This window comes from Lysinibacillus sp. Bpr_S20 (assembly GCF_023337835.1).
Classification (GTDB): Bacteria; Bacillota; Bacilli; order Bacillales_A; family Planococcaceae; genus Lysinibacillus.
In genome coordinates, this window is the sequence record NZ_JALNLQ010000001.1 from 163,662 (window position 1) to 182,870 (window position 19,209).

Annotated in this window: 17 protein-coding genes and 1 pseudogene; 12 read left to right on the forward strand and 6 right to left on the reverse strand. The window is 38.6% G+C overall.

The window, feature by feature from the left end; all coding sequences use genetic code 11:
• Positions 1-97: 97 nt before the first annotated feature.
• From abc-f to MWJ95_RS00830, 3 genes are all read left to right on the forward strand, one after another.
• Positions 98-1,897, forward strand: coding sequence for a ribosomal protection-like ABC-F family protein (gene abc-f, locus MWJ95_RS00820; RefSeq protein ID WP_249103692.1), 1,800 nt, complete (start codon positions 98-100; stop codon positions 1,895-1,897).
• On the forward strand, positions 1,890-2,681 hold the full coding sequence (locus MWJ95_RS00825; protein ID WP_249074209.1) for a GNAT family N-acetyltransferase: 792 nt from the start codon (positions 1,890-1,892) through the stop codon (positions 2,679-2,681). Before abc-f ends, MWJ95_RS00825 begins: the two co-directional genes overlap by 8 nt.
• Before the next feature lie 301 nt (positions 2,682-2,982).
• A complete protein-coding gene (locus MWJ95_RS00830; RefSeq protein WP_249074208.1) occupies positions 2,983-3,717 on the forward strand; it encodes a hypothetical protein in 735 nt (244 codons plus the stop codon).
• A gap of 267 nt (positions 3,718-3,984) precedes the next feature.
• On the opposite strand, the pseudogene MWJ95_RS00835 reads toward MWJ95_RS00830, so the two are convergent.
• A pseudogene (locus MWJ95_RS00835) lies at positions 3,985-4,932 on the reverse strand (beta-propeller fold lactonase family protein); the annotation flags it as partial.
• Positions 4,933-5,542: 610 nt separating this feature from the next.
• On the opposite strand from MWJ95_RS00835, the gene MWJ95_RS00840 reads away from it, so the two are divergent.
• Positions 5,543-6,073, forward strand: a complete 531-nt coding sequence (locus MWJ95_RS00840; protein ID WP_249074176.1) for an NfeD family membrane protein — start codon at positions 5,543-5,545, stop codon at positions 6,071-6,073.
• A 15-nt stretch (positions 6,074-6,088) separates the two neighbouring features.
• A complete protein-coding gene (locus MWJ95_RS00845; protein WP_249074175.1) occupies positions 6,089-7,654 on the forward strand; it encodes a flotillin family protein in 1,566 nt (521 codons plus the stop codon).
• 52 nt (positions 7,655-7,706) lie between these two features.
• On the opposite strand, the gene MWJ95_RS00850 is transcribed toward MWJ95_RS00845, so the two are convergent.
• Entirely contained in the window at positions 7,707-8,258 is a 552-nt protein-coding gene (locus tag MWJ95_RS00850) for a GNAT family N-acetyltransferase (protein ID WP_249103694.1), read from the reverse strand.
• A gap of 17 nt (positions 8,259-8,275) precedes the next feature.
• On the reverse strand, positions 8,276-9,100 hold the full coding sequence (locus MWJ95_RS00855; RefSeq protein WP_249074173.1) for a methyl-accepting chemotaxis protein: 825 nt from the start codon (positions 9,098-9,100) through the stop codon (positions 8,276-8,278).
• 296 nt (positions 9,101-9,396) lie between these two features.
• On the opposite strand from MWJ95_RS00855, the gene MWJ95_RS00860 reads away from it, so the two are divergent.
• Positions 9,397-10,599 (forward strand): MFS transporter, encoded by a 1,203-nt coding sequence (locus MWJ95_RS00860; RefSeq protein ID WP_249074172.1) that lies wholly within the window; start codon positions 9,397-9,399, stop codon positions 10,597-10,599.
• A gap of 131 nt (positions 10,600-10,730) precedes the next feature.
• On the forward strand, positions 10,731-11,372 hold the full coding sequence (locus tag MWJ95_RS00865; RefSeq protein ID WP_249074171.1) for a peptidylprolyl isomerase: 642 nt from the start codon (positions 10,731-10,733) through the stop codon (positions 11,370-11,372).
• A 59-nt stretch (positions 11,373-11,431) separates the two neighbouring features.
• Here MWJ95_RS00865 and MWJ95_RS00870 read toward each other — a convergent pair whose 3' ends face one another.
• The 3 genes from MWJ95_RS00870 to MWJ95_RS00880 form a co-directional block, all read right to left on the reverse strand.
• Positions 11,432-12,214, reverse strand: coding sequence for an enoyl-ACP reductase FabI (locus MWJ95_RS00870; protein ID WP_249074170.1), 783 nt, complete (start codon positions 12,212-12,214; stop codon positions 11,432-11,434).
• 246 nt (positions 12,215-12,460) lie between these two features.
• On the reverse strand, positions 12,461-12,763 hold the full coding sequence (locus MWJ95_RS00875; protein ID WP_249103697.1) for a hypothetical protein: 303 nt from the start codon (positions 12,761-12,763) through the stop codon (positions 12,461-12,463).
• A gap of 354 nt (positions 12,764-13,117) precedes the next feature.
• Positions 13,118-13,366 carry a ferredoxin gene (locus tag MWJ95_RS00880; RefSeq protein ID WP_053482601.1) on the reverse strand — a complete coding sequence of 83 codons (249 nt, stop codon included), beginning with the start codon at positions 13,364-13,366 and terminating at the stop codon, positions 13,118-13,120.
• A 107-nt stretch (positions 13,367-13,473) separates the two neighbouring features.
• Between MWJ95_RS00880 and MWJ95_RS00885 the strand changes: the two genes are divergently transcribed.
• The 5 genes from MWJ95_RS00885 (at position 13,474) to MWJ95_RS00905 (ending at position 19,030) form a co-directional block, all read left to right on the forward strand.
• A complete protein-coding gene (locus MWJ95_RS00885; RefSeq protein ID WP_249074168.1) occupies positions 13,474-14,502 on the forward strand; it encodes a YpbB family protein in 1,029 nt (342 codons plus the stop codon).
• Complete coding sequence (locus tag MWJ95_RS00890) at positions 14,503-15,945, forward strand: RecQ family ATP-dependent DNA helicase (protein WP_249103699.1); 1,443 nt, start codon at positions 14,503-14,505, stop codon at positions 15,943-15,945.
• 285 nt (positions 15,946-16,230) lie between these two features.
• Positions 16,231-17,046 carry a LysM peptidoglycan-binding domain-containing protein gene (locus MWJ95_RS00895; protein WP_249103702.1) on the forward strand — a complete coding sequence of 272 codons (816 nt, stop codon included), beginning with the start codon at positions 16,231-16,233 and terminating at the stop codon, positions 17,044-17,046.
• Between the two features lie 160 nt (positions 17,047-17,206).
• Positions 17,207-17,962, forward strand: a complete 756-nt coding sequence (locus MWJ95_RS00900) for a metallophosphoesterase (RefSeq protein ID WP_249074165.1) — start codon at positions 17,207-17,209, stop codon at positions 17,960-17,962.
• 102 nt (positions 17,963-18,064) lie between these two features.
• Positions 18,065-19,030 carry a YpdA family putative bacillithiol disulfide reductase gene (locus MWJ95_RS00905; protein WP_249074164.1) on the forward strand — a complete coding sequence of 322 codons (966 nt, stop codon included), beginning with the start codon at positions 18,065-18,067 and terminating at the stop codon, positions 19,028-19,030.
• Positions 19,031-19,209: the final 179 nt, after the last annotated feature.

The following is a 19,209-nucleotide window of genomic DNA, read 5'->3' on the forward strand; positions in this document are numbered from 1 at the left end:
TTTTTCACGGACTAATGAGGAAAAGACTGCTTGTTAATCGAGCAGTCTTTTTTGTGTCTAAAGATGTTTTTCGTACGTTTCATTGGAGGAAAAAACGATGCAAATTAAGGCTGAACAAATACAAAAAATTATTGGTGGAAATGTTTTATTTGAAGCGCTTCAATTAGAAGTAAATACATCGGAGCACGTTGCTATTGTTGGTGTGAATGGTAGCGGGAAAACGACTTTATTACAGTTATTATCTGGTTTGGATACACCAGATAAGGGACGAATCATTAAAAGTAAGGACGCGTCGATTGGTTATTTACATCAAATTCCACAATATCCTATGTTCTCAGTGAAGGAAGTGCTGGAGGAAGCATTTGCGGAAATTTATGCATTAAAGTCAAAAATGACAAAGCTAGAACAGGAAATGCAGGTAGAGGTTACAGATAAGGTACTTCAGCAATATGGCCATGTGCAAGAACAATTTATGCTGCAAGGTGGCTATGAAATAGATGCACAATTAGCGATGATTGCAAATGGTCTAGGGATCAGCCCGTTGCTTGAGCAGCCTTTTAGTAGCTTAAGTGGTGGGGAGAAAACGAAGGTGATGCTTGGGCAAATCCTTTTAAGTAACCCTTCTATTTTGCTATTAGATGAACCGACGAACCATTTAGATATGCAGGCAATAGAATGGCTTGAAAATTACGTTCGAAACTTTGCAGGAATTGTTATTGTCGTATCTCATGATCGTCATTTTATGAATCAAATGGCTCAAAAAATAATTGAAATTGAAGAGGGAGAGGCATTTACGTATGTTGGCAATTACGATGCATTTGTCGAACAAAAGGAAGCTAAGCTTGAGCAGCAATTTGCCCAATACGAAGAACAGCAAAAGAAAATAAAAAAAATGCAGGAAACAATAAAGCGCTTAAAGCAATGGGCAAATGAAGCGAATCCGCCAAATGCTGGCATGCATCGACGTGCTAAAAGTATGGAAAAAGCACTAGCTCGTATAGAGCGTGTAAAGAAGCCTTCAACGAAAAAACAAATGAATTTAGCCTTAATAATGGCGGAACGTAGTGGTAAAGAGGTTGTGCAAATGAAGGGTATAAGCCATGCATTTGAGAAACCATTATTTAAGGAAAGTAATTTAGCGGTTTATTTTGGAGAAAGACTTGCGATTGTTGGTGGCAATGGCAGTGGAAAATCAACATTATTAAAAATGATGTTAGGGGAAGTTAAACCGAATGCAGGTGTATGTCATGTCGGCAGTAGTGTGAAAATTGGCTATTTATCGCAGCAATTTGAGCATAAAAATCCTACTATTCGTTTAATAGATGCCTTCCGCGAGAGCGTCTCTGTGTCAGAGGCTGAGGCACGTCATATTCTTGCTCAGTTTTTATTTTATGGCTATGACGTCTTTAAAAAAGTAAAGGATTTAAGTGGCGGCGAAAAGATGCGTTTGCGTTTAGCGCAATTAATGCATGAGGATATTAATTTATTAATACTGGATGAGCCAACCAACCATTTAGATATTGAAGCGAGAGAGGTATTAGAGGATACATTGGAGTCCTTTGAAGGAACCATTATTGGCGTCTCACATGACCGTTATTTTTTGCAAAAGATTTTTACAAAAGTTGCATGGATTGAGCATGAAACGATTCAAGTATTTGAAGGTGATTATGAATGGGCAAGGAAAAAACGCTTAGAGGTAGTAAAAGAACCAGTCATAAAAGAAGTACCTGAAAAGTCCTATACTGCTAAAAAGGAAATACCAATTGAAGAACAAATTGAAAAGCTTGAAATGAAATTAAAAGAGCCCACACTTGCCAAGGAGCAACGTCAAAAGCTTGAACAGCAGGTAGAGGATTTATTTGAAAAATGGATGGGGGGAGGAACAGAGCATGCTTAACATTGAGCATATCATGCAGCTAGATATAAATTATATTAAAAGTTTTAGTAGGATGGAAACGTGGCATGAAGGGGTATTATTTTATAATCAGGAAATGCCGACTTATTACGACGCCAATCATGCACATATTTGGAAGAAGATTGCTGAGCCAGATATGTTTTTACAGGAAATTAAGAATTTCTATCAATCAAAATCCCTCATTCCAAGATTGTATTTATACAACTTGGAGGATAATCAGTCATGTATAGAAGCATTAGAGATTCATGGCTTTCGATATGAAAGTTTTACTGATGATGTACAGCTTTGGAATGGTGAACACTCGCAATTACCACATAATCCAGCCATACAAATTGAACGCGTAACAGATGCTAATATGGAGGATGCGTTAGCCGTTGAAATGAGCATTTCGACATTTGGAGAGCCTGCATTAATCAAAAAAGCCTTTGAGGAAACATATCATTCCCCGCATTTTACGTATTATTTATTAAGATTGGATGGCGAAGTTTGCTGTACTGCTAATATTTTTGTCTCGGGAAATCAAGGGAGAGTGGAGAGTGTCGCAACAATTGAAAGCCATCGGGGTAGAGGTTTGATTGGATATATTCTGCAGCATATTCAGCAAGAGTCCGTAAAGCAGGGGTTAAAATTTCTTTGGATTTTGCCTATCAATGAACAGGTTGCCAAGGTCTATGACAAGGCAAATTTCAAATCAGTAGGAACAATAGAATCCATTCATGCTTTTACTGAAGGAAAAAGTATCAATCAAATACGACAAGGTTCCTAATTGGGATGAAAGATAAAAAATTCCGCATACCCAAGAGGGAAAACAATCAAAATTTTTAGGGTAAAAAGATTTTGATTGTTTTCATCGTAGCGTATAGTGTAAGAGGAAGGTTTTGGTGAAAAAGTGATGAAATCTTTTATTTGATTATGTAACTTCCTGAACCGTATCGACTACTCGGAATTTTTTATTTTAATGTTCAAAAGAAGGATTTTTAATCTTTAAAAGTGTTTTACTTGAAAAAATAACGTATTCGATTTATTGTCTTTAGAGATACTTGTTTAATGGACTTGGAGGATATGAAATGCACGGAATTTATATACGCTATAATGTCTCAGAAGAAACCCCAGCAGCACAATGGCCAAAAAAAATGGATGCATTTGCGTATGTTCAACGAGGAAAGCCACAACAAGACAATGACAACTTGCTGTCGATGGAAGAGCTAAAAAGCCATGCAATTCGCTATATTAAAAGCTTAAAAGACAATGCAAGTGATCATTTAGTAGAGCAACGCAATGGTGAGATTGAGCACTTTGATCGACGTTATATGGAATCCTTAAAACTAAAGGAAAGCATCGATTCACAGCTTATTAATCTAGAAGAAATTCGTTTACTTTTACAGTTAATGAATGTATTAAATTTATCACATGGTTTCGGAGAAAATGCTGGTAAGCTACTACGTCAAATTACCCCATATGCAAAAGAGGTAGAGCACCCAACATTCAAAACAACACGTGTTGAGCGACATTTTTATTCAGAATTAATTGAACAAATTGAAGCAGTTTATACGCGAATTATGCGTCACCACAACCCATCAACGACTGAAATGCAGCAGTCAGAAAAGCTATGGACAGCAGTTTGTGAGCAAGCTATTGAAAAGGTAGAATTGCGAATTGAACGCTTGTCTTCAATCAAATTAAAACATGAGAAAAATTTACTAGAGTTTAGTCAATTAAAAAAGCAAAATATCGAGGCAAAAGAACGCTTAGATGTTGCTGTCAATGATCTGGATGCTATTTTAAATGTACTAGAATCCTAAAGGCTTTGTTAATGCCTATATAAAAGTGGGGTTAGCGATGAACTAGCCCCATTTTCAAGCGTGTAAAAAAATATGTAGTCACAAGCTTACACCAAATAACTCAAAGTAGACTAAGTTAAAAACTAAATCGAAAAGACATACTTCAATTGCCAAAAGGTCCTGTACCCCTAAAGTTAGGGTCAAAAATCTAACTTTAGGGGTCACTACCAAATGACAATAGGAGGTATGTCTTTTTTTTTTGCAGAAAGCTGCCTGTTTTATAGTACTCTAGAGCCCCGAAGTCATACAGATTGTCCCGGTTTTTATACCAGTTGGACCGTTGAACCCTGGAATTGTATCGATTACTGTATTTGTTGCTATATCTATGACAGACACAGTATTGTCAAGCTGATTTGTAACATAAGCAAGTGTTCCATCTGGCAAGATGGTTACTTGGTCAGGAGATAATCCTACAGGGATTGTAGCAATGACCGTATTTGTTGCTGTATTAATGACAGATACAGTATTAGAACCTTTATTGACAATGTAAACAAGTGTTCCATCTGGTGTAATGGCTGTTCCAACAGGTCCTATTCCAACCGGTATTGTCGCAACTACCGTATTTGTTGCTACATTAATGACAGATACAGTGTTACTACTTTCATTCGTAACGTAAGCAAATTGTCCGTTCGGTGTGAAAACGATTGATCTAGGGCGAATTCCTACAGGGATTGTAGCAACCACCGTATTTGTTGCTGTATTAATGACCGATACGGCATTTGAGTTTTCGTCTGCAACATAAGCAAATGCACCATTTGGAGTAAACGCTATACCTTGAGGTTGGAGCCCTACTGGAATAGTAGCGATTACGGTATTTGTAGCTGTACTTATGACAGATACCGTATTATCTCCAATTCCAGGTCCATGATTTGATACATAAGCAAGTGTTCCATCTGGTGAAATCGCTACACCAAGAGGATTAGCTCCTACTGGAATGGTAGCGACTACTGTATTTGTTGTAGTATCAAAAACTGTTACATTATTCGAGAAGAAAGCTGGAACATAGCCAAATGCACCATTTGGAGTAATTGCCACTTCTAGAGGAGCCGTTCCTACTGGAATGGTAGCGACTATCGTATTTGTCGCTGTATCAATGACTGATACCCTATTATCAGGAGTAGCTAGCTGACCAGCGTCTGTCACATACACTAAATAATGACAAACTGGGATTGGTGGTACAGGAATAAATGGTGGCTTACATTTACAACGACAACAAGGATGGCAACAATGACATCGGCAACTTGGATTTGATTTAAACTTGAACTTGAACCTTATTAAATTATTATTTTCTTTCTTCACAATGCACACCCTTCCTATAATATTTTGAAACTAATACATTGATACTATATGCAAATAGAATTATGTTGCTTATACGTTTTACCTGAAACAAGTTCTGAATTGTATAGGGTGGTTGTTGATATTTGATATTATTTCCAAGCATTGTTTGATTTCTAACTATAGTGTTTGTGGGTGATTCATGTCAAAACCTGTCCCTGACTCAATTTGCTAAGGAACTGTACCAAAGCGAAGCTACAAAGCTTTCGGTTGGAAAGGAAATTAATGTTGATAGGGATACATGTATGAGCGGTAAGCCACATGCAAGATGTCCTAAATTGCTATTATCTTTTTGGTATAATCTGGTTCGGTTTCCGGAGGACATTGATACTATAAGAGATTAACTATTTCAAAATCTAGCGACAGAAAATTGAGAAAACGCTAAAGATTACGAAACTTTTTGTGGGCTGCATCCGTATAGTAGGTAATACATTGAAAAGGGGTGAACAACTTGACGCTATTTGGCTATTCACTCGAGCACATCTTTTTAGTGGGATTAATATTTGGGGGGCTTGCTACTCTTTTATTCACGCTTTTTAGTGATGCTGTCGAGGGCATTGGAGAGGGGCTACCGATTTTTAATCCAAGTGTCATTCTATCTTTCATTACATTGATGTCAGCAACAGGGTTTATATTAGAGAAATTAGCCTTCTTCCCTAGCGTTTGGAATATTGTTGCTGCTTGTATCATCGGAGCTATTTTAAGTGCCCTATTTTATTTATTTGTTCTTGTTCCACTACGATCGGCCGATGTTTCTTTAGCTTATACGGAAGAATCGCTTGGTGGCCAGCTAGGAAAGGTTATTGTCCCAATCCCGACAGATGGTTTTGGAGAGGTAGTTATTGAAACGACTAGCGGTATGATATCGAAGCGAGCGACAGGTTATGACAATGAGGCTATCGATTACGATTCGACGGTACTTGTTGTAGAAGTAAAGGAAGGAACACTGTTTGTGAGATCTTATGATAAAAAATTTATCTAAAGGAGCGATATTTATATGTCAACGGAAATTTTAATTGTTATAGGAATTGTAGCATTTGTTTTAATCGCACTAGTTGGACTGTATGTGACGAAGTATCGTACAGCTGGTCCTGATGAAGCATTGATTGTGACAGGTAGCTATCTTGGCTCAAAAAATGTACATAAAGATGAGTCAGGAAATCGGATAAAAATTATACGTGGTGGCGGTACATTCGTATTCCCAATTTTCCAGCAAGCACAGCCATTAAGCTTATTGTCAAGTAAGCTTGATGTAACAACACCTGAAGTATATACGGAACAAGGTGTGCCGGTTATGGCCGATGGTACAGCAATCATTAAAATTGGTGGCTCCATATCTGAAATTGCAACGGCAGCAGAGCAATTTTTAGGGAAGCAAAAGGATGAGCGTGAAAATGAGGCACGCGAAGTATTAGAAGGTCATTTACGTTCCATTTTAGGTTCGATGACGGTTGAGGAAATTTATAAAAATCGTGATAAGTTCTCTCAGGAAGTGCAACGTGTTGCATCTCAGGATTTGGCGAAGATGGGTCTGACAATCGTTTCCTTTACGATTAAAGATGTCCGCGATAAAAACGGCTACTTAGAATCGCTTGGTAAGCCACGTATTGCACAGGTTAAACGTGATGCGGATATTGCAACTGCAGATGCTGAAAAGGAAACACGTATTAAGCGTGCTGAAGCATCGAAAGAAGCTCAAAAGGCTGAGCTTGAACGCGCGACAGAAATTGCAGAAGCTGAAAAAGAAAATCAATTAAAGGTAGCAGAATTCCGTCGTGAGCAAGACATCGCTAAGGCCCGTGCTGACCAAGCATATGAACTTGAAACGGCTCGTGCGAAGCAGGAAGTGACTGAACAAGAAATGCAAATTCGCATTATTGAACGTCAAAAGCAAATTGAGTTAGAAGAAAAAGAGATTTTACGTCGTGAGAAGCAATACGATTCAGAAGTTAAGAAAAAGGCTGATGCGGATCGTTACGCTGTTGAGCAAAATGCAGTGGCTGCCAAAATGCGTGAACTAGCGCAGGCAGATGCGGAGAAATACCGTATCGAATCATTAGCGCAGGCTGAAGCAGAGAAAATTCGTTTGGACGGTCTTGCGAAAGCGGATGCAGAGCGTGCAAAAGGGGAAACAGATGCTGATATTATTCGCCTTCGCGGTCTAGCAGAAGCCGAGGCAAAACGTAAAATTGCGGAAGCCTTTGAATACTACGGTCAAGCAGCTGTCCTTGATATGATTGTACGTATGATGCCAGAATATGCGAAAGAGCTTGCGAGTCCACTTGGCAATATTGATAAGATTACTGTTGTTGATACTGGAAGTGGGGAAGGAAGCGGCGGTGCCAATAAAGTAACTGCCTACGCAACTAACTTAATGTCAACGTTACAGGAATCATTAAAGGAAACTTCGGGGATTGACGTTAAAGAACTAATTGAAAGCTATGCAGGGAAACATACATTGCGCCCTGAGTTAGAGCAAATAGCAGTAGGCTTAGGAAAGCAAGTGCCAGCTACTACTAATGAAACACAAGACGAAATAAAAGAAACAGTTGAACAAAAGTAAAAAAAGAAGCCGCCTGATATTTCTGATATCGGGCGGCTGTTTTTAGAAGCTTCTATTTTTTCTTGATTTGATACCATTCATTAGCGAGTATACCGTAAGCAACATGGTCGACATAATGATCATAAAGCCATTCTGCTGCACGAATCGTTCCTTCTTTTGTAAAGCCAAGTCGCTCAGGGATTGCACGGCTTTTGGTATTACCCACAGCAGCACGAATTTCGACCTTATTGAGCTGTAAATCCTCAAAAGCATATTGTAACAATGCCTGTACTGTCTTTGTCATAATACCATGTCCTTGGGCTCCTTCACTAAGCCAATAGCCAATCGCTGCAATTTTATTGCTATGATTGATCGTATTAAAGCCAGCAATACCGACTATTTCATTTCGAAAAATGATGGCAAGAGAGAGGCTGCTTTTAGCTTCGTGTCCTTTTAGACAGCCTTCTATATATGTTGTTGTATCTGCTCCTTCTTTTGTGAAGTCCAGCCAAGGCAACCATTCACGTAAATGTGCTCGTGATGCATCTGTTAAGGCAAAAATAGCATTAGCATCTTCTAATTCGATAGTACGTAAGGATAATTCAGGGTTAATAGGAATGTGCAATGTACTTCACCTCTTTATTATTTTAAGGCATCATGCATAAAGCCTTTCATTTCATGACTGAGAACTGTTAACTCCTCGATAATTTCACTGAAATCTTGAACTAGCTGGGCCTGTTCGTTTGTTGCATCATTAATTTGCCCCATATTTTGCTTAAGGTTTTCAAGGTTTCTATTGATATTTCGTAGGGATGCTTCAATGTTTTCAGTAGCGCTAGATGTTTCAAAAGAGAGCTTTCTAACTTCTTGCGCCACGATGTTAAAGCCAGCGCCATGCTGCCCCGCGCGAGCAGCCTCGATAGATGCATTTAAGCCAAGTAAATTTGTTTGGCGAGAAATGTTCTTTATTAAATCTGTTACGTCATTTGTTTTCTCTGAATCTTCAAGGGCGTGCTGTGCTTGTTTGTTAATTTCCTCACTCGTTGCTGCTAATTCCTCTGAATGAGAAGCAATCGTATGTACTTTATCCTGTAGGCTATTTACTATGTGATCCATTGTGCTCATATAATCCTCGAGTTTAAGCTCATTGTCGATTGGCAATCCAAAAGCTAGAGCACCTACAACTTTACCATTTTCACGGATTGGGAACGAAAATGCATTGATAGCAACTCCGTATATATCCTCTGGTATAACGACATCAGCGTTTTTCCCATTAAAGGCAATGAAAACATTTTGGTCATTAGCATTTACTTTTTGTCCATCTAGATAGCCTGAATCTACACGTTTTCCAGCTAAGTATTTTACAACTGTTTCACTTTCCTTTTCGACGACAGCCACGATGGCTTCTTCCTTTAATGCAAGGTGGATATAGGGTGCTGAAAGGGCTAAAGCTTCAATAATCTTCATAAAAATTCCTCCAAATCTATGCATTGAAAATAGTTTAGTCATCGGAGCTTATTTACCAATGATTGCTAGATGATTACTTTCACTGTAACACAATATTTGCCAACTCAAAATAGATAAAAACTAAGTTTTTATGAAGAATATATGGCTTTAGTCACGTGTAGAGTGTCAAATGAAATTATGCACAAAAGAAAAAACTAGAGATAAATTTGTCTATTTTTTGACAAACAATCGTGAGTTTTGAAGATTATTGTATTAGAATAATAGTAACATTGGAAGTACGTTAAGGAGAGAGACAAATGGATTACATTCAAAAAGGGACTAAGGCGTTTTATAAAGCAAATTGGGCTTTATTTTTAGCGGGTTTTATTACCTTCGCTAATTTATATGTGACACAGCCTTTATTACCAACCTATGCTAAGGAGTTTCATGTATCGCCTGCAATTGCGAGTTTAACGCTTTCTGTAACAACCTTTGCGTTATCTGTCAGTATGATTATTGTTGGCTCATTGTCGGAGGCGTGGGGCAGGAAATCCTTGATGACCATTTCTATTTTTTCGGCATCTATTATTACGCTTGCACTTGCCTTTTCTCCTAATTTTGAAACGATATTAGTGTTGCGTGTTATACAGGGCGTTGTTTTTGCGGGATTACCAGCCATTGCGATGGCTTATTTAGGGGAGGAAATGAATCCATCTAGTTTAGGTATTGCAATGGGCTTATACATAAGTGGAAATTCGGTAGGTGGACTAAGTGGTCGAGTTATTATAGGTACATTAACGGATGTTTACAATTGGCAAGTAGGGATGGTTGTACTAGGTATTATCAGTCTTATAATTAGTCTATTATTTATTTGGATGCTCCCTAACTCCAAGCATTTTACAGCACGTCCTTTACAGATTAAAGCCTTGGCAACATCTCTTTGGCAACATCTAAAGGATCCATCCATGCTTTGTCTCTTTGGCATTAGCTTTGTATTAATGGGCAGCTTTGTAACTCTTTATAACTACATTGGCTTCAAATTAATGGAACCACCTTATAATTTAAGTGCAACGATTGTTGGGTGGATTTTTGTGATTTACTTAGTAGGTACTTTTAGCTCCGCTTGGTTCGGGAGTCTGGCTGATCAATACGGTCGTCAAAAGATGCTGTTATTGTCCATTACAATCATGTTTGCAGGGGCAATTATTACATTAAATGGGTTACTTACTTTAAAAATTTTAGGGATTATCATTTTTACATTTGGCTTCTTTGCAGCACACTCGATTGCTAGTGGCTGGGTTAGTAAACGAGCCACTCATGATAAAGCACAAGCCTCTTCTCTCTATTTATTTTTCTATTATTTTGGTTCAAGCGTTGGAGGAACGGTTGGAGGGGTATTCTGGATGCATTATGGCTGGGGAGGCGTTATTGGTATGATTGCAGTATTTTTAGTCGTTGCATGTTTATTATCATTTTTATTAAAGGGGATTATTGCTAAACAACGCATTGCAGCGGGGTAAAAGCAATCTTGTTCGCATCCTTAAGAGGTCGTTTATTGAGGCACAGTTTTATCAACTTTCATAAAAATGATTTGTCGTAAACTATCTGATAATATAATGTGGAGGTAATTATCAAGAGGAGTTGAAAAAGTATGTTCGCACGTAATAAAGGATTTTCTTTTGTCTTCGCTTTGTTAGCGGTAGTTTTAATTTTGACAGGTTGTAAGGCCTCTAAAGAAAGTGAAAAAAATGAGGATTATTCATCAAAAGTGAAGGAAAATCCAATTGTGACGATTACGATGAACAATGATAAAAAAATCGTCATCGAATTAGAACCTTCTACAGCGCCAAATACGGTAGCTAATTTTATTTCCTTAGCTAAAAAAGGTTTTTATGATGGTCTTATTTTCCATCGAGTTATCCCTGATTTTATGATTCAAGGTGGAGATCCTTCAGGTAATGGTACAGGTGGGCCAGACTATTCGATAGAAGGTGAATTTTCGAAAAATGGTTTTAAAAATGATTTGAAGCATGAACGTGGCGTCATTTCGATGGCCCGTTCAGACGATCCAAATTCTGCTGGTTCTCAATTTTTCATTATGGTAAAGGAAGCATCACATCTTGATGGCGATTATGCTGCCTTCGGAAAAGTGATCGAGGGGATGGAAACAGTAGATGCTATCGCTGCTGCTGAACGTGATAGTGCAGATAAACCATTAAAAGATCAGCAAATGAAAAAGGTAGAAGTCGATACAAAGGGCTTTGATTATCCAGCCCCAAAGGTACTTAAATAACAGAATATGAAACAAAGAAGCATGAAAGATCATTTAATGATCCTCCATGCTTCTTTCTATTAACCCATAATATTGTAGCCAGCGTCGATGTAAATCGTTTCGCCTGTTACACCACGTGATAGGTGAGAAAGCATCACGATTGTCATATCTGCCACTTCATCTTGTTGAACATTACGTTTTAATGGAGCTGTTTCTTCGATTTTGTGTAAAATTGTATTGAAGGAAGGCACTCCTTTTGCAGCAAGTGTACGAATCGCTCCAGCTGAAATAGCATTAACACGAATATTATCTTTACCAACATCTGCAGCAAGATAGCGCATAGATGCCTCTAATGCTGCTTTCGCTACACCCATTACATTGTAGCCATCTAGCACACGCTCTGCTCCTAAGTAACTCATTGTTACGATAGAACCGCCCTCAGTCATATAAGGATGTGCAGCCTTTGCTGCCGAAATTAAGGAATAGGCGCTAGTATCTTGTGCAAATGCATAGCCGTCACGAGTTGTTTCTAAGAATCGATTGTGTAAGTCTTCTGCATTGGCGAAGGCTACTGAGTGCACGATTCCGTGGATAATGCCTACTTTTGTACCGATTTCATCGAAAGCTGCTTTTGTACTTTCGTCGCTGTTGACATCGCATTGTACGATAAGTGAATCAGATTGTCCGATATTTTCTAATTGCTTTTGTAATTTTTTTAATGAACGTTCTTGACGATATGTGAAAATAACATTTGCGCCTACGTCAAATAATCGTTTTGCGATACCCCATGCAATACTTCGATCGTTTGCCACGCCCATTACGACAATATTCTTATCTTTTAATTGTAATAAATTATCCATCATCTATAAGAACCCCTTTATGAAATAATATCTGTTATTAGTACCAACTACTAAAATCTTATCATACATAAAAAATGGTTGCAATAACAAGATGAAAAGAATGACCAACTTTAGGTTGGAAAGTACAAAAAAATTCATCTCTGCTATGTTAGAGACGAATCTGGTGGGGTTATTTACATTTTTGCTGCAAGATTATTTAATGGATTAATATGGTATAAGCAAGAATCTATACGAATCTATTAAACTAAATTATGGATCATCACCAAAACGTATGGTTGATTTCCGTTCCGACTGGGCGCTTTGTAGCTGCCGCTTTGCTTTCGCCACAGAAAACATTTGTAGCTGCCGCTTTGCTTTCGCCACAGAAAACATTTGTAGCTGCCGCTTTGCTTTCGCTACAGAAAACATTTGTAGCTGCCGCTTTGCTTTCGCTACAGAAAACATTTGTTGCTGTCGCTTCGCTTTCGCACAGATAAAACATTGCCGCTGACGCTTCGCTTTCGCGCAGAGTAGAGCTTCCTGGGGGCGTCGGGGCAACACGATGTTGGTCACGAAGGCGTTATCACAGGACGTGATGCCTTTAGCCTTCGTTCCCTTCCCGCTTCACTCGCGTTGCTCGCTCCAGGGTCTCGGGCTAACACGATGTTGGTCACGAAGGCGTTATCACAGGATGTGATGCTCTTAGCCTTCGTTCCTCTATCGCTAATCCCCAAGGAGTCGCCCAGTCTCCACTCCAATCAACTTTTTTCATAGTATACGTTTTAACAAAAGTCATCCACAACTTTTGATGATGAGCCCAAATTATATTTATCCTAGGGGAATTAACCATGTAATCTAATTTGGGCGTTTGTAACGAGGGGAAAAAATAAAGGCACCCAGTTATGGATGCCTTTAAAGATACTAAAACTATTCGAATTTTAATGAGTCGCCATCGAAAGTCTCATCTGCTACTTTGATTGAGTCAGTTGGGCATCCTTCGAAAGCGTCTTGCATGTCTTCTAGTAGATCTTCTGGAACTTCAGCAGTTCCCATGTTATCATCTAAAATAACGAAGGCAATACCTTCATCATCATAATCATAAATATCTGGTGCTGCGGCTCCGCAAGCGCCACAAGCGATGCATGTATCTTTATCAACTATTGTGAATTTAGCCATTTTTCATTCTCTCCTTTTACATGTTCCTATAAAGCTTCATACTCATTTTAAAGATGTTTATCTTACATTTCAACATAAATACTATTAAATTGGAGGAATTTGCGTCTATGTTTCATCAAATTTTATTGCAAATCTTTCAAAAACTAAATAACGAACGAACGATTTCTGCAGCTTATCATGTATTAAGAGGAAAGCGTTCTGGCCAGACTATACAAGACATAGGCCTATTTCAGTTACATAATTATTTCGGTCTTTTACCTAAATTACCTAGAAAGACATTTGATGAAGCCGTTTCTACGTTTTTGCAGTATAGTTGGTTAATAATGCAAGAATCTGGTCACTATTCCATGAAAAAGCTAGGTTTACAACGAGCGGATCAGACTTCTGATTTTTTATTTGACGGATGGCACTATAGGGGAAATGAGCATGTGTTTTTTGCTAGGTTCTCTTTAATTGTCCAAAGTTTGTCCTATCAAAGCGCAGGAGTTCGTACTTTTTCTCCCATTAGTAGGGATACAGCTATTCAGTCTTGGGTCCGCACTTTTTTAGTAGAGCATAACTATCAAGATGGACATATACAGCAGCGATTATTGGAGGAATGTGAACGCGTGCTCGCTGTGTTACCCTTATCAGAGGCCAATAAACAGCTCGTTCTCTATCGACTGAGTGGTCATAGTTTACCGGGCTGGACTTGGCAGCAGCTTGCGAGTGAACGTAAGGAAACCGTTTTAGATTGTCAATTGGCGTTTATAGAATTGCTACATACGTTATTAAATGAAGTTCATCAGACAAATGATTACCCGTTACTTGGTGAAGTTGCGGAAGGATTAAGAGTAAAAGCATTACTAACTGATTCAGCGCAACAAACAGCACATTTATATGAGCAGGGCTATTCAATTGAACAGATTGTGCAAATAAGGAAACTAAAACAAAGTACAATAGAGGATCATTTGGTGGAATTAGCCATGAATGAACCGAACTTTTCGATTGGTCCATTCGTCTCTTATGAAGAAGCGGAAAAAGTTTGGCAGGCATCGAAACACTATCAAACTAAAAAATTGAAAACATTGCATGAAGTAGTTGAAGGTATGAGTTATTTCCAGCTAAGGCTTGTCCTTGCGAAAGGAGAAGTATAAATGGAACTTGAACAAACGTTAGCAAAGTATTTTGGCTATACAACATTTCGGCCAGGCCAAAAAGAGGTCATCGAAGCAATTTTTGAAGAAAAAGATGTTATTGCTCTATTACCAACAGGAATGGGAAAATCACTTTGTTATCAGCTACCAGGATATATCTTGCAGAAACCAGTTTTAATCGTTTCTCCTTTGCTGTCTCTAATGCAGGATCAGGTTGAGGAGCTAAAACGCTTTGGTGAAAAGAGGGTAGTTGCCTTAAATTCATTTTTATCCGTAAGTGAAAAACGATATGTTTTACATTTTTTAGAGCAGTATCGTTTTATTTTTACGTCACCAGAGATGCTTTTACAGCAACAAGTTCAAGACAAGCTTTCACAAATGCAGCTAGGTCTTATCGTAGTGGATGAGGCACATTGTATTTCTCAGTGGGGCTTTGATTTTCGACCAGATTATTTACGAATTGGACAATGGTTTTCACAAGTAAATCGTCCACCAGTTTTAGCGTTATCAGCGACAGCGACGAATAAAGTAGTCAATGATATTCGAGATACATTGTCGCTAGATACACCATTTGAGTTTTTGTACAATGTGGATCGGCCGAATATTCATCTTGGGCGTGTCGTATTTGAGGATAAGGCAGATAAAGTTCACTGGATTTTGCAGCATGTTAAAGAGACGGCAGGACCGGGTATATTATATATGTCCTCGCGGAAACGTGCTGAACAATATAGTGAAGCGCTTATACAGGCTGGTATACGAACAGCAGCTTATCATGCAGGTTATGGTGCTGAGGACCGCCAGTTTATACAGCAACAGTTTATTGATGGGGAACTCGACTGGATTGTGGCCACGAATGCTTTTGGTATGGGCATCAATAAGCCAGATATTCGTCAGGTCATCCACGAAACGATGCCTGCTAATGTAGAAAATTATATGCAGGAACTTGGCCGTGCAGGTCGTGACGGTCAACCGGCTCTCGCAATTTTACTTTATAGTGAGGGTGACGAAGAACTTGCGAAATTTGTTGTAACAGGCGATTTGCCAACAGCTGGGCATGTGGATCGTTATCAGGAACTACTAAATCAACAAGTGCATCCTTCACAAATGTTGAAAAATGGAGAGTTAAGTGAGACCGCTTTTCGTGTCCTTGATTACTGGCTGCAACAAGAAACGATGGAACAAGTTAAAGTGCGTTTAAATCATTTGGCACTGGAAAAATATCGTGCTGTCGATAAAATGTATAAAATGACTCAGACAAAAGACTGTATCCGCAAACAGCTAGTCGGGTATTTTGGGCAAAAATTGCTGAAAAAACCAGAAAACTGTTGTGAAAATTGTGGAATCCATTATGATGAAATCAATAAGGTACGCTTGAAGGAAGAGAAGAAAATAGAAATGATTCCATGGGAAAGTCGCCTAAAGCAACTCTTATTGGGTTGTTAGAGGTTCATCCACCGAAAGAGTTTTCATGGATTAGTTGATTAGCTTGGGAAAACTGAGGAGTTACTAGGGAAAAGTACTGACAAATGAAGTGTTTTCAAAAGAACGAAGTCTTTCGTTCTGAAGCAGCTCATCGATTACCCCAGAAAACAACCAGTTGGAATAGCAATCAACCCCACGTTATGGTGATGTGTCCTTTTTAGACTATAACTTACGGTCATTTACTTTTTTCGCAAAATTCGTCATAATAGAATCATAGAAAGCGTAGTAAGGTTGGAGGAACGGCGAATGAGTAAAGAAGATTATCGCGATAAAATCGAAGAACATCGTCAATCTTTTGAAGAAGAACAAAAAGAACAGGAAGCTTTATCTAGAGTTTCAAGAATGAAGAAAAATGGAAATGACAATAAAAAGCCCAAAAAAACAAAACGAAAACCGCCATTAATGACGATTCTCTTTGTCATTTTTATCTTAATTCCATTATCGATATTAGTTTATTTTTTAAATTTCTATGAACCTGGAACAACAATGGAAGATGCTGAAAAAAAATCTTCGGAGCAAATGGTAGAAATTGATAAGTCAGGAAATAAAGATAAGGTACCTGTGTCAGTTGACAAAAAGAAAGAAGACGATAAAGCAGACAAAACAAAGGAAAAATCTAAAAAAGATGCTGAGAAATTAGCAGCTGAGCAGAAGGCTTCTGAGGAAGCGAAAAAGGCAGAAGCAGCCAAGAAAGCAGAAGAAGCCAAGAAGGCCGAAGAAGCTAGAAAGGCCGAGGAAGCTAAAAAAGCTGAGCAAGCTAGAATAGCGCAAGCAGAAGCGAATAAAAAAGCGCAAGAGGCTAGAAATGCAGAACAAGCACGAAAGGCCGAGGAAGCGCGAAAAGCTGAGCAAGCACGCAAAGCTGAAGAAGCTCGTAAAGCAGAAGAAGCCAAACAAGCGGCAAAAGCGAGTTCCCATACTGTAAAAGCAAATGAAAATCTATATCGGATTGCATTGAACCACTACGGCGATGGCAGCGAAGCAACACTAGCGAAAATTCGTGCAGCAAACGGTATGTCTTCTAATACTGTACAGGTTGGGCAAGTAATTAAGTTACCGTAAGAAAAGCTTGTGTCATTCTTTGGTAATGATGTTTTTCTAGTATAAAATAAAGGACAAACGTCAACACCAAATATGGTCGAGGCGTACGTCTGATTTAGTGAAAAGGCGATTCTTCATTAGTATGAATCGCCTTTTTACTTTCGTAAGGAGATGTGAGGGAATGATTTATATTGGACTATTTATTTTAGTAGTCATCGCGTTCCTGCTTTATATGTTGAAGGTGGCACATGAAAATAATGTTTTACATCATCAATTGTTATTAAAGGGTGAACAGGAAAAGATCCGACTTTTTTTTATTTCGGATACACATTTACGCAGCATTAACCGCCAGATGATTGAGCAGTTAGATGGTCATTTTGATGCTGTTATTATCGGTGGAGATTTTGCTGATGGACGCACACCTATTCAACGTATTCATGACAACCTAAAATTATTAACTCCTCTAGGACCAACTTATTTTGTATGGGGTAATAATGACAGAGAAGTCGGTGAAGAGCGATTAAGAAATATTTTACAGGAACATGGTGTTCAAATTATCGCCAATGATGCTGTATTACTACCTAAAAAAAACCGTTTTTGGCTAAATGCAATTGAAGATACATCTACAAGGAAATATAGCTTTGATGAAGCGTTCGCAAAGGTAGGAGAGAAGGACTTAGTTGTTTTCATCTCACATAATCCAGGTGTTTTTGCAAGAGTCCGTGCGAAATATAGAGCAGATTTAATGATTGGTGGCCATTTACACGGTGGTCAAATTAGACTGGGTCCATATGGTGTGCATCCTAACGGCTCTTATCGGGAGCGTGAGGGTGTGATGACCTTAGTGAGTAATGGCTATGGTACAACATTATTACCTTTCCGACTTGGTGCGAGACCACAATGTCATATTATAGACATTGAAATTTCGGATAAATAAACAACCAAAACGCGGTAGAAGGCGTATAATGGAAGCGAGTCCGATTATTAAAAGTAAAGTATTAGCAAAATGCTGATTCAAAGTTGATAGGAGTGTCAAGAAATGCAGCAAGTAGATGCAATTATTGTTGGAGGAGGCCCATGTGGTTTAGCGGCAGCAATAGCCTTGCAAAATATTGGATTAAAGCCAATTGTCATTGAAAAAGGAAATATCGTAAATGCGATTTACAATTACCCTACACATCAAACTTTTTTTAGTACGAGTGAACGACTGGCTATAGGTGATGTGCCCTTTATTATTGAAGGTCGTAAACCGAAACGAAATCAAGCCCTAGTTTATTATCGAGAAGTTGTGCGATTAAATGATATTCAAGTAAACCGCTTCGAGAAAGTAAATAGCGTTGTAAAAAATGGAGCATTGTTTACAGTAACGACAGATAAAGAAGTCTATACAACACCTTATGTTGTGATTGCAACGGGTTACTATGACCATCCAAATTATTTAAACATCCCAGGTGAGAAATTACCGAAAGTATTCCATTACTTTAAAGAGGGGCATGAATTTTTTGATACTGATGTTCTTGTAATAGGTGGGAAAAATTCGGCAGTGGATGCGGCACTTGAATTGAATAAGGCTGGTGCTCGCGTTACGGTTGTCTATCGTGGGAGTGAGTATTCACCTAGCATCAAGCCATGGGTTTTACCAGAATTTGAAGGAGTAGTACGAAATGAAGAAGTCCAAATGCATTTCAATACAAATATATTGGAAATCCGTGAGCATGAGGCCGTAATCGAAATTGATGGTAGTAAGAAAACGATAAAAAATGATTTTGTTTTTGCAATGACAGGCTATCATCCAGATCATTCTTTTATTCGTGCAATGGGTGTTTCTATTGATTATGAAACGGGTCGTCCATTCTTTAATGCAGAAACGATGGAAACGAATGTAGAAGGATTATTCATTGCAGGAGTGATTGCAGCAGGGAATAATGCCAATGAAATATTTATTGAAAATGGCCGTTTCCATGGCGATTGTATTGCAAAGACAATTGCGGAAAGAGGAAAATAGCAAGAGGAGCTGTATAGGCATGTTGCTTATACAGCTTTTTTCTGGAAAGAAGAGTCAAAGTGGCGGATAGAGAGCGGAGCGACGGATGGAAGAGCCGAAGTGACGGAAAGAAGAGCTAGAACGACGGATGGAAGAGTTAAAGTGATGGAAAGAAGAGCCGAAGTGACGGATAAAGAGCG

Bases quoted from the DNA above. Each gene is read 5' to 3' on its own strand.
- MWJ95_RS00870 (WP_249074170.1), bottom strand. From the start codon at position 12,214: ATGATGGATAATTTATTACAATTAAAAGATAAGAATATTGTCGTAATG.
- MWJ95_RS00900 (WP_249074165.1), top strand. From the start codon at position 17,207: ATGATTTATATTGGACTATTTATTTTAGTAGTCATCGCGTTCCTGCTT.
- MWJ95_RS00890 (WP_249103699.1), top strand. From the start codon at position 14,503: ATGGAACTTGAACAAACGTTAGCAAAGTATTTTGGCTATACAACATTT.
- MWJ95_RS00905 (WP_249074164.1), top strand. From the start codon at position 18,065: ATGCAGCAAGTAGATGCAATTATTGTTGGAGGAGGCCCATGTGGTTTA.
- MWJ95_RS00855 (WP_249074173.1), bottom strand. From the start codon at position 9,100: ATGAAGATTATTGAAGCTTTAGCCCTTTCAGCACCCTATATCCACCTT.
- MWJ95_RS00825 (WP_249074209.1), top strand. From the start codon at position 1,890: ATGCTTAACATTGAGCATATCATGCAGCTAGATATAAATTATATTAAA.
- MWJ95_RS00860 (WP_249074172.1), top strand. From the start codon at position 9,397: ATGGATTACATTCAAAAAGGGACTAAGGCGTTTTATAAAGCAAATTGG.
- MWJ95_RS00895 (WP_249103702.1), top strand. From the start codon at position 16,231: ATGAGTAAAGAAGATTATCGCGATAAAATCGAAGAACATCGTCAATCT.
- abc-f (WP_249103692.1), top strand. From the start codon at position 98: ATGCAAATTAAGGCTGAACAAATACAAAAAATTATTGGTGGAAATGTT.
- MWJ95_RS00880 (WP_053482601.1), bottom strand. From the start codon at position 13,366: ATGGCTAAATTCACAATAGTTGATAAAGATACATGCATCGCTTGTGGC.
- MWJ95_RS00865 (WP_249074171.1), top strand. From the start codon at position 10,731: ATGTTCGCACGTAATAAAGGATTTTCTTTTGTCTTCGCTTTGTTAGCG.
- MWJ95_RS00885 (WP_249074168.1), top strand. From the start codon at position 13,474: ATGTTTCATCAAATTTTATTGCAAATCTTTCAAAAACTAAATAACGAA.
- MWJ95_RS00830 (WP_249074208.1), top strand. From the start codon at position 2,983: ATGCACGGAATTTATATACGCTATAATGTCTCAGAAGAAACCCCAGCA.
- MWJ95_RS00845 (WP_249074175.1), top strand. From the start codon at position 6,089: ATGTCAACGGAAATTTTAATTGTTATAGGAATTGTAGCATTTGTTTTA.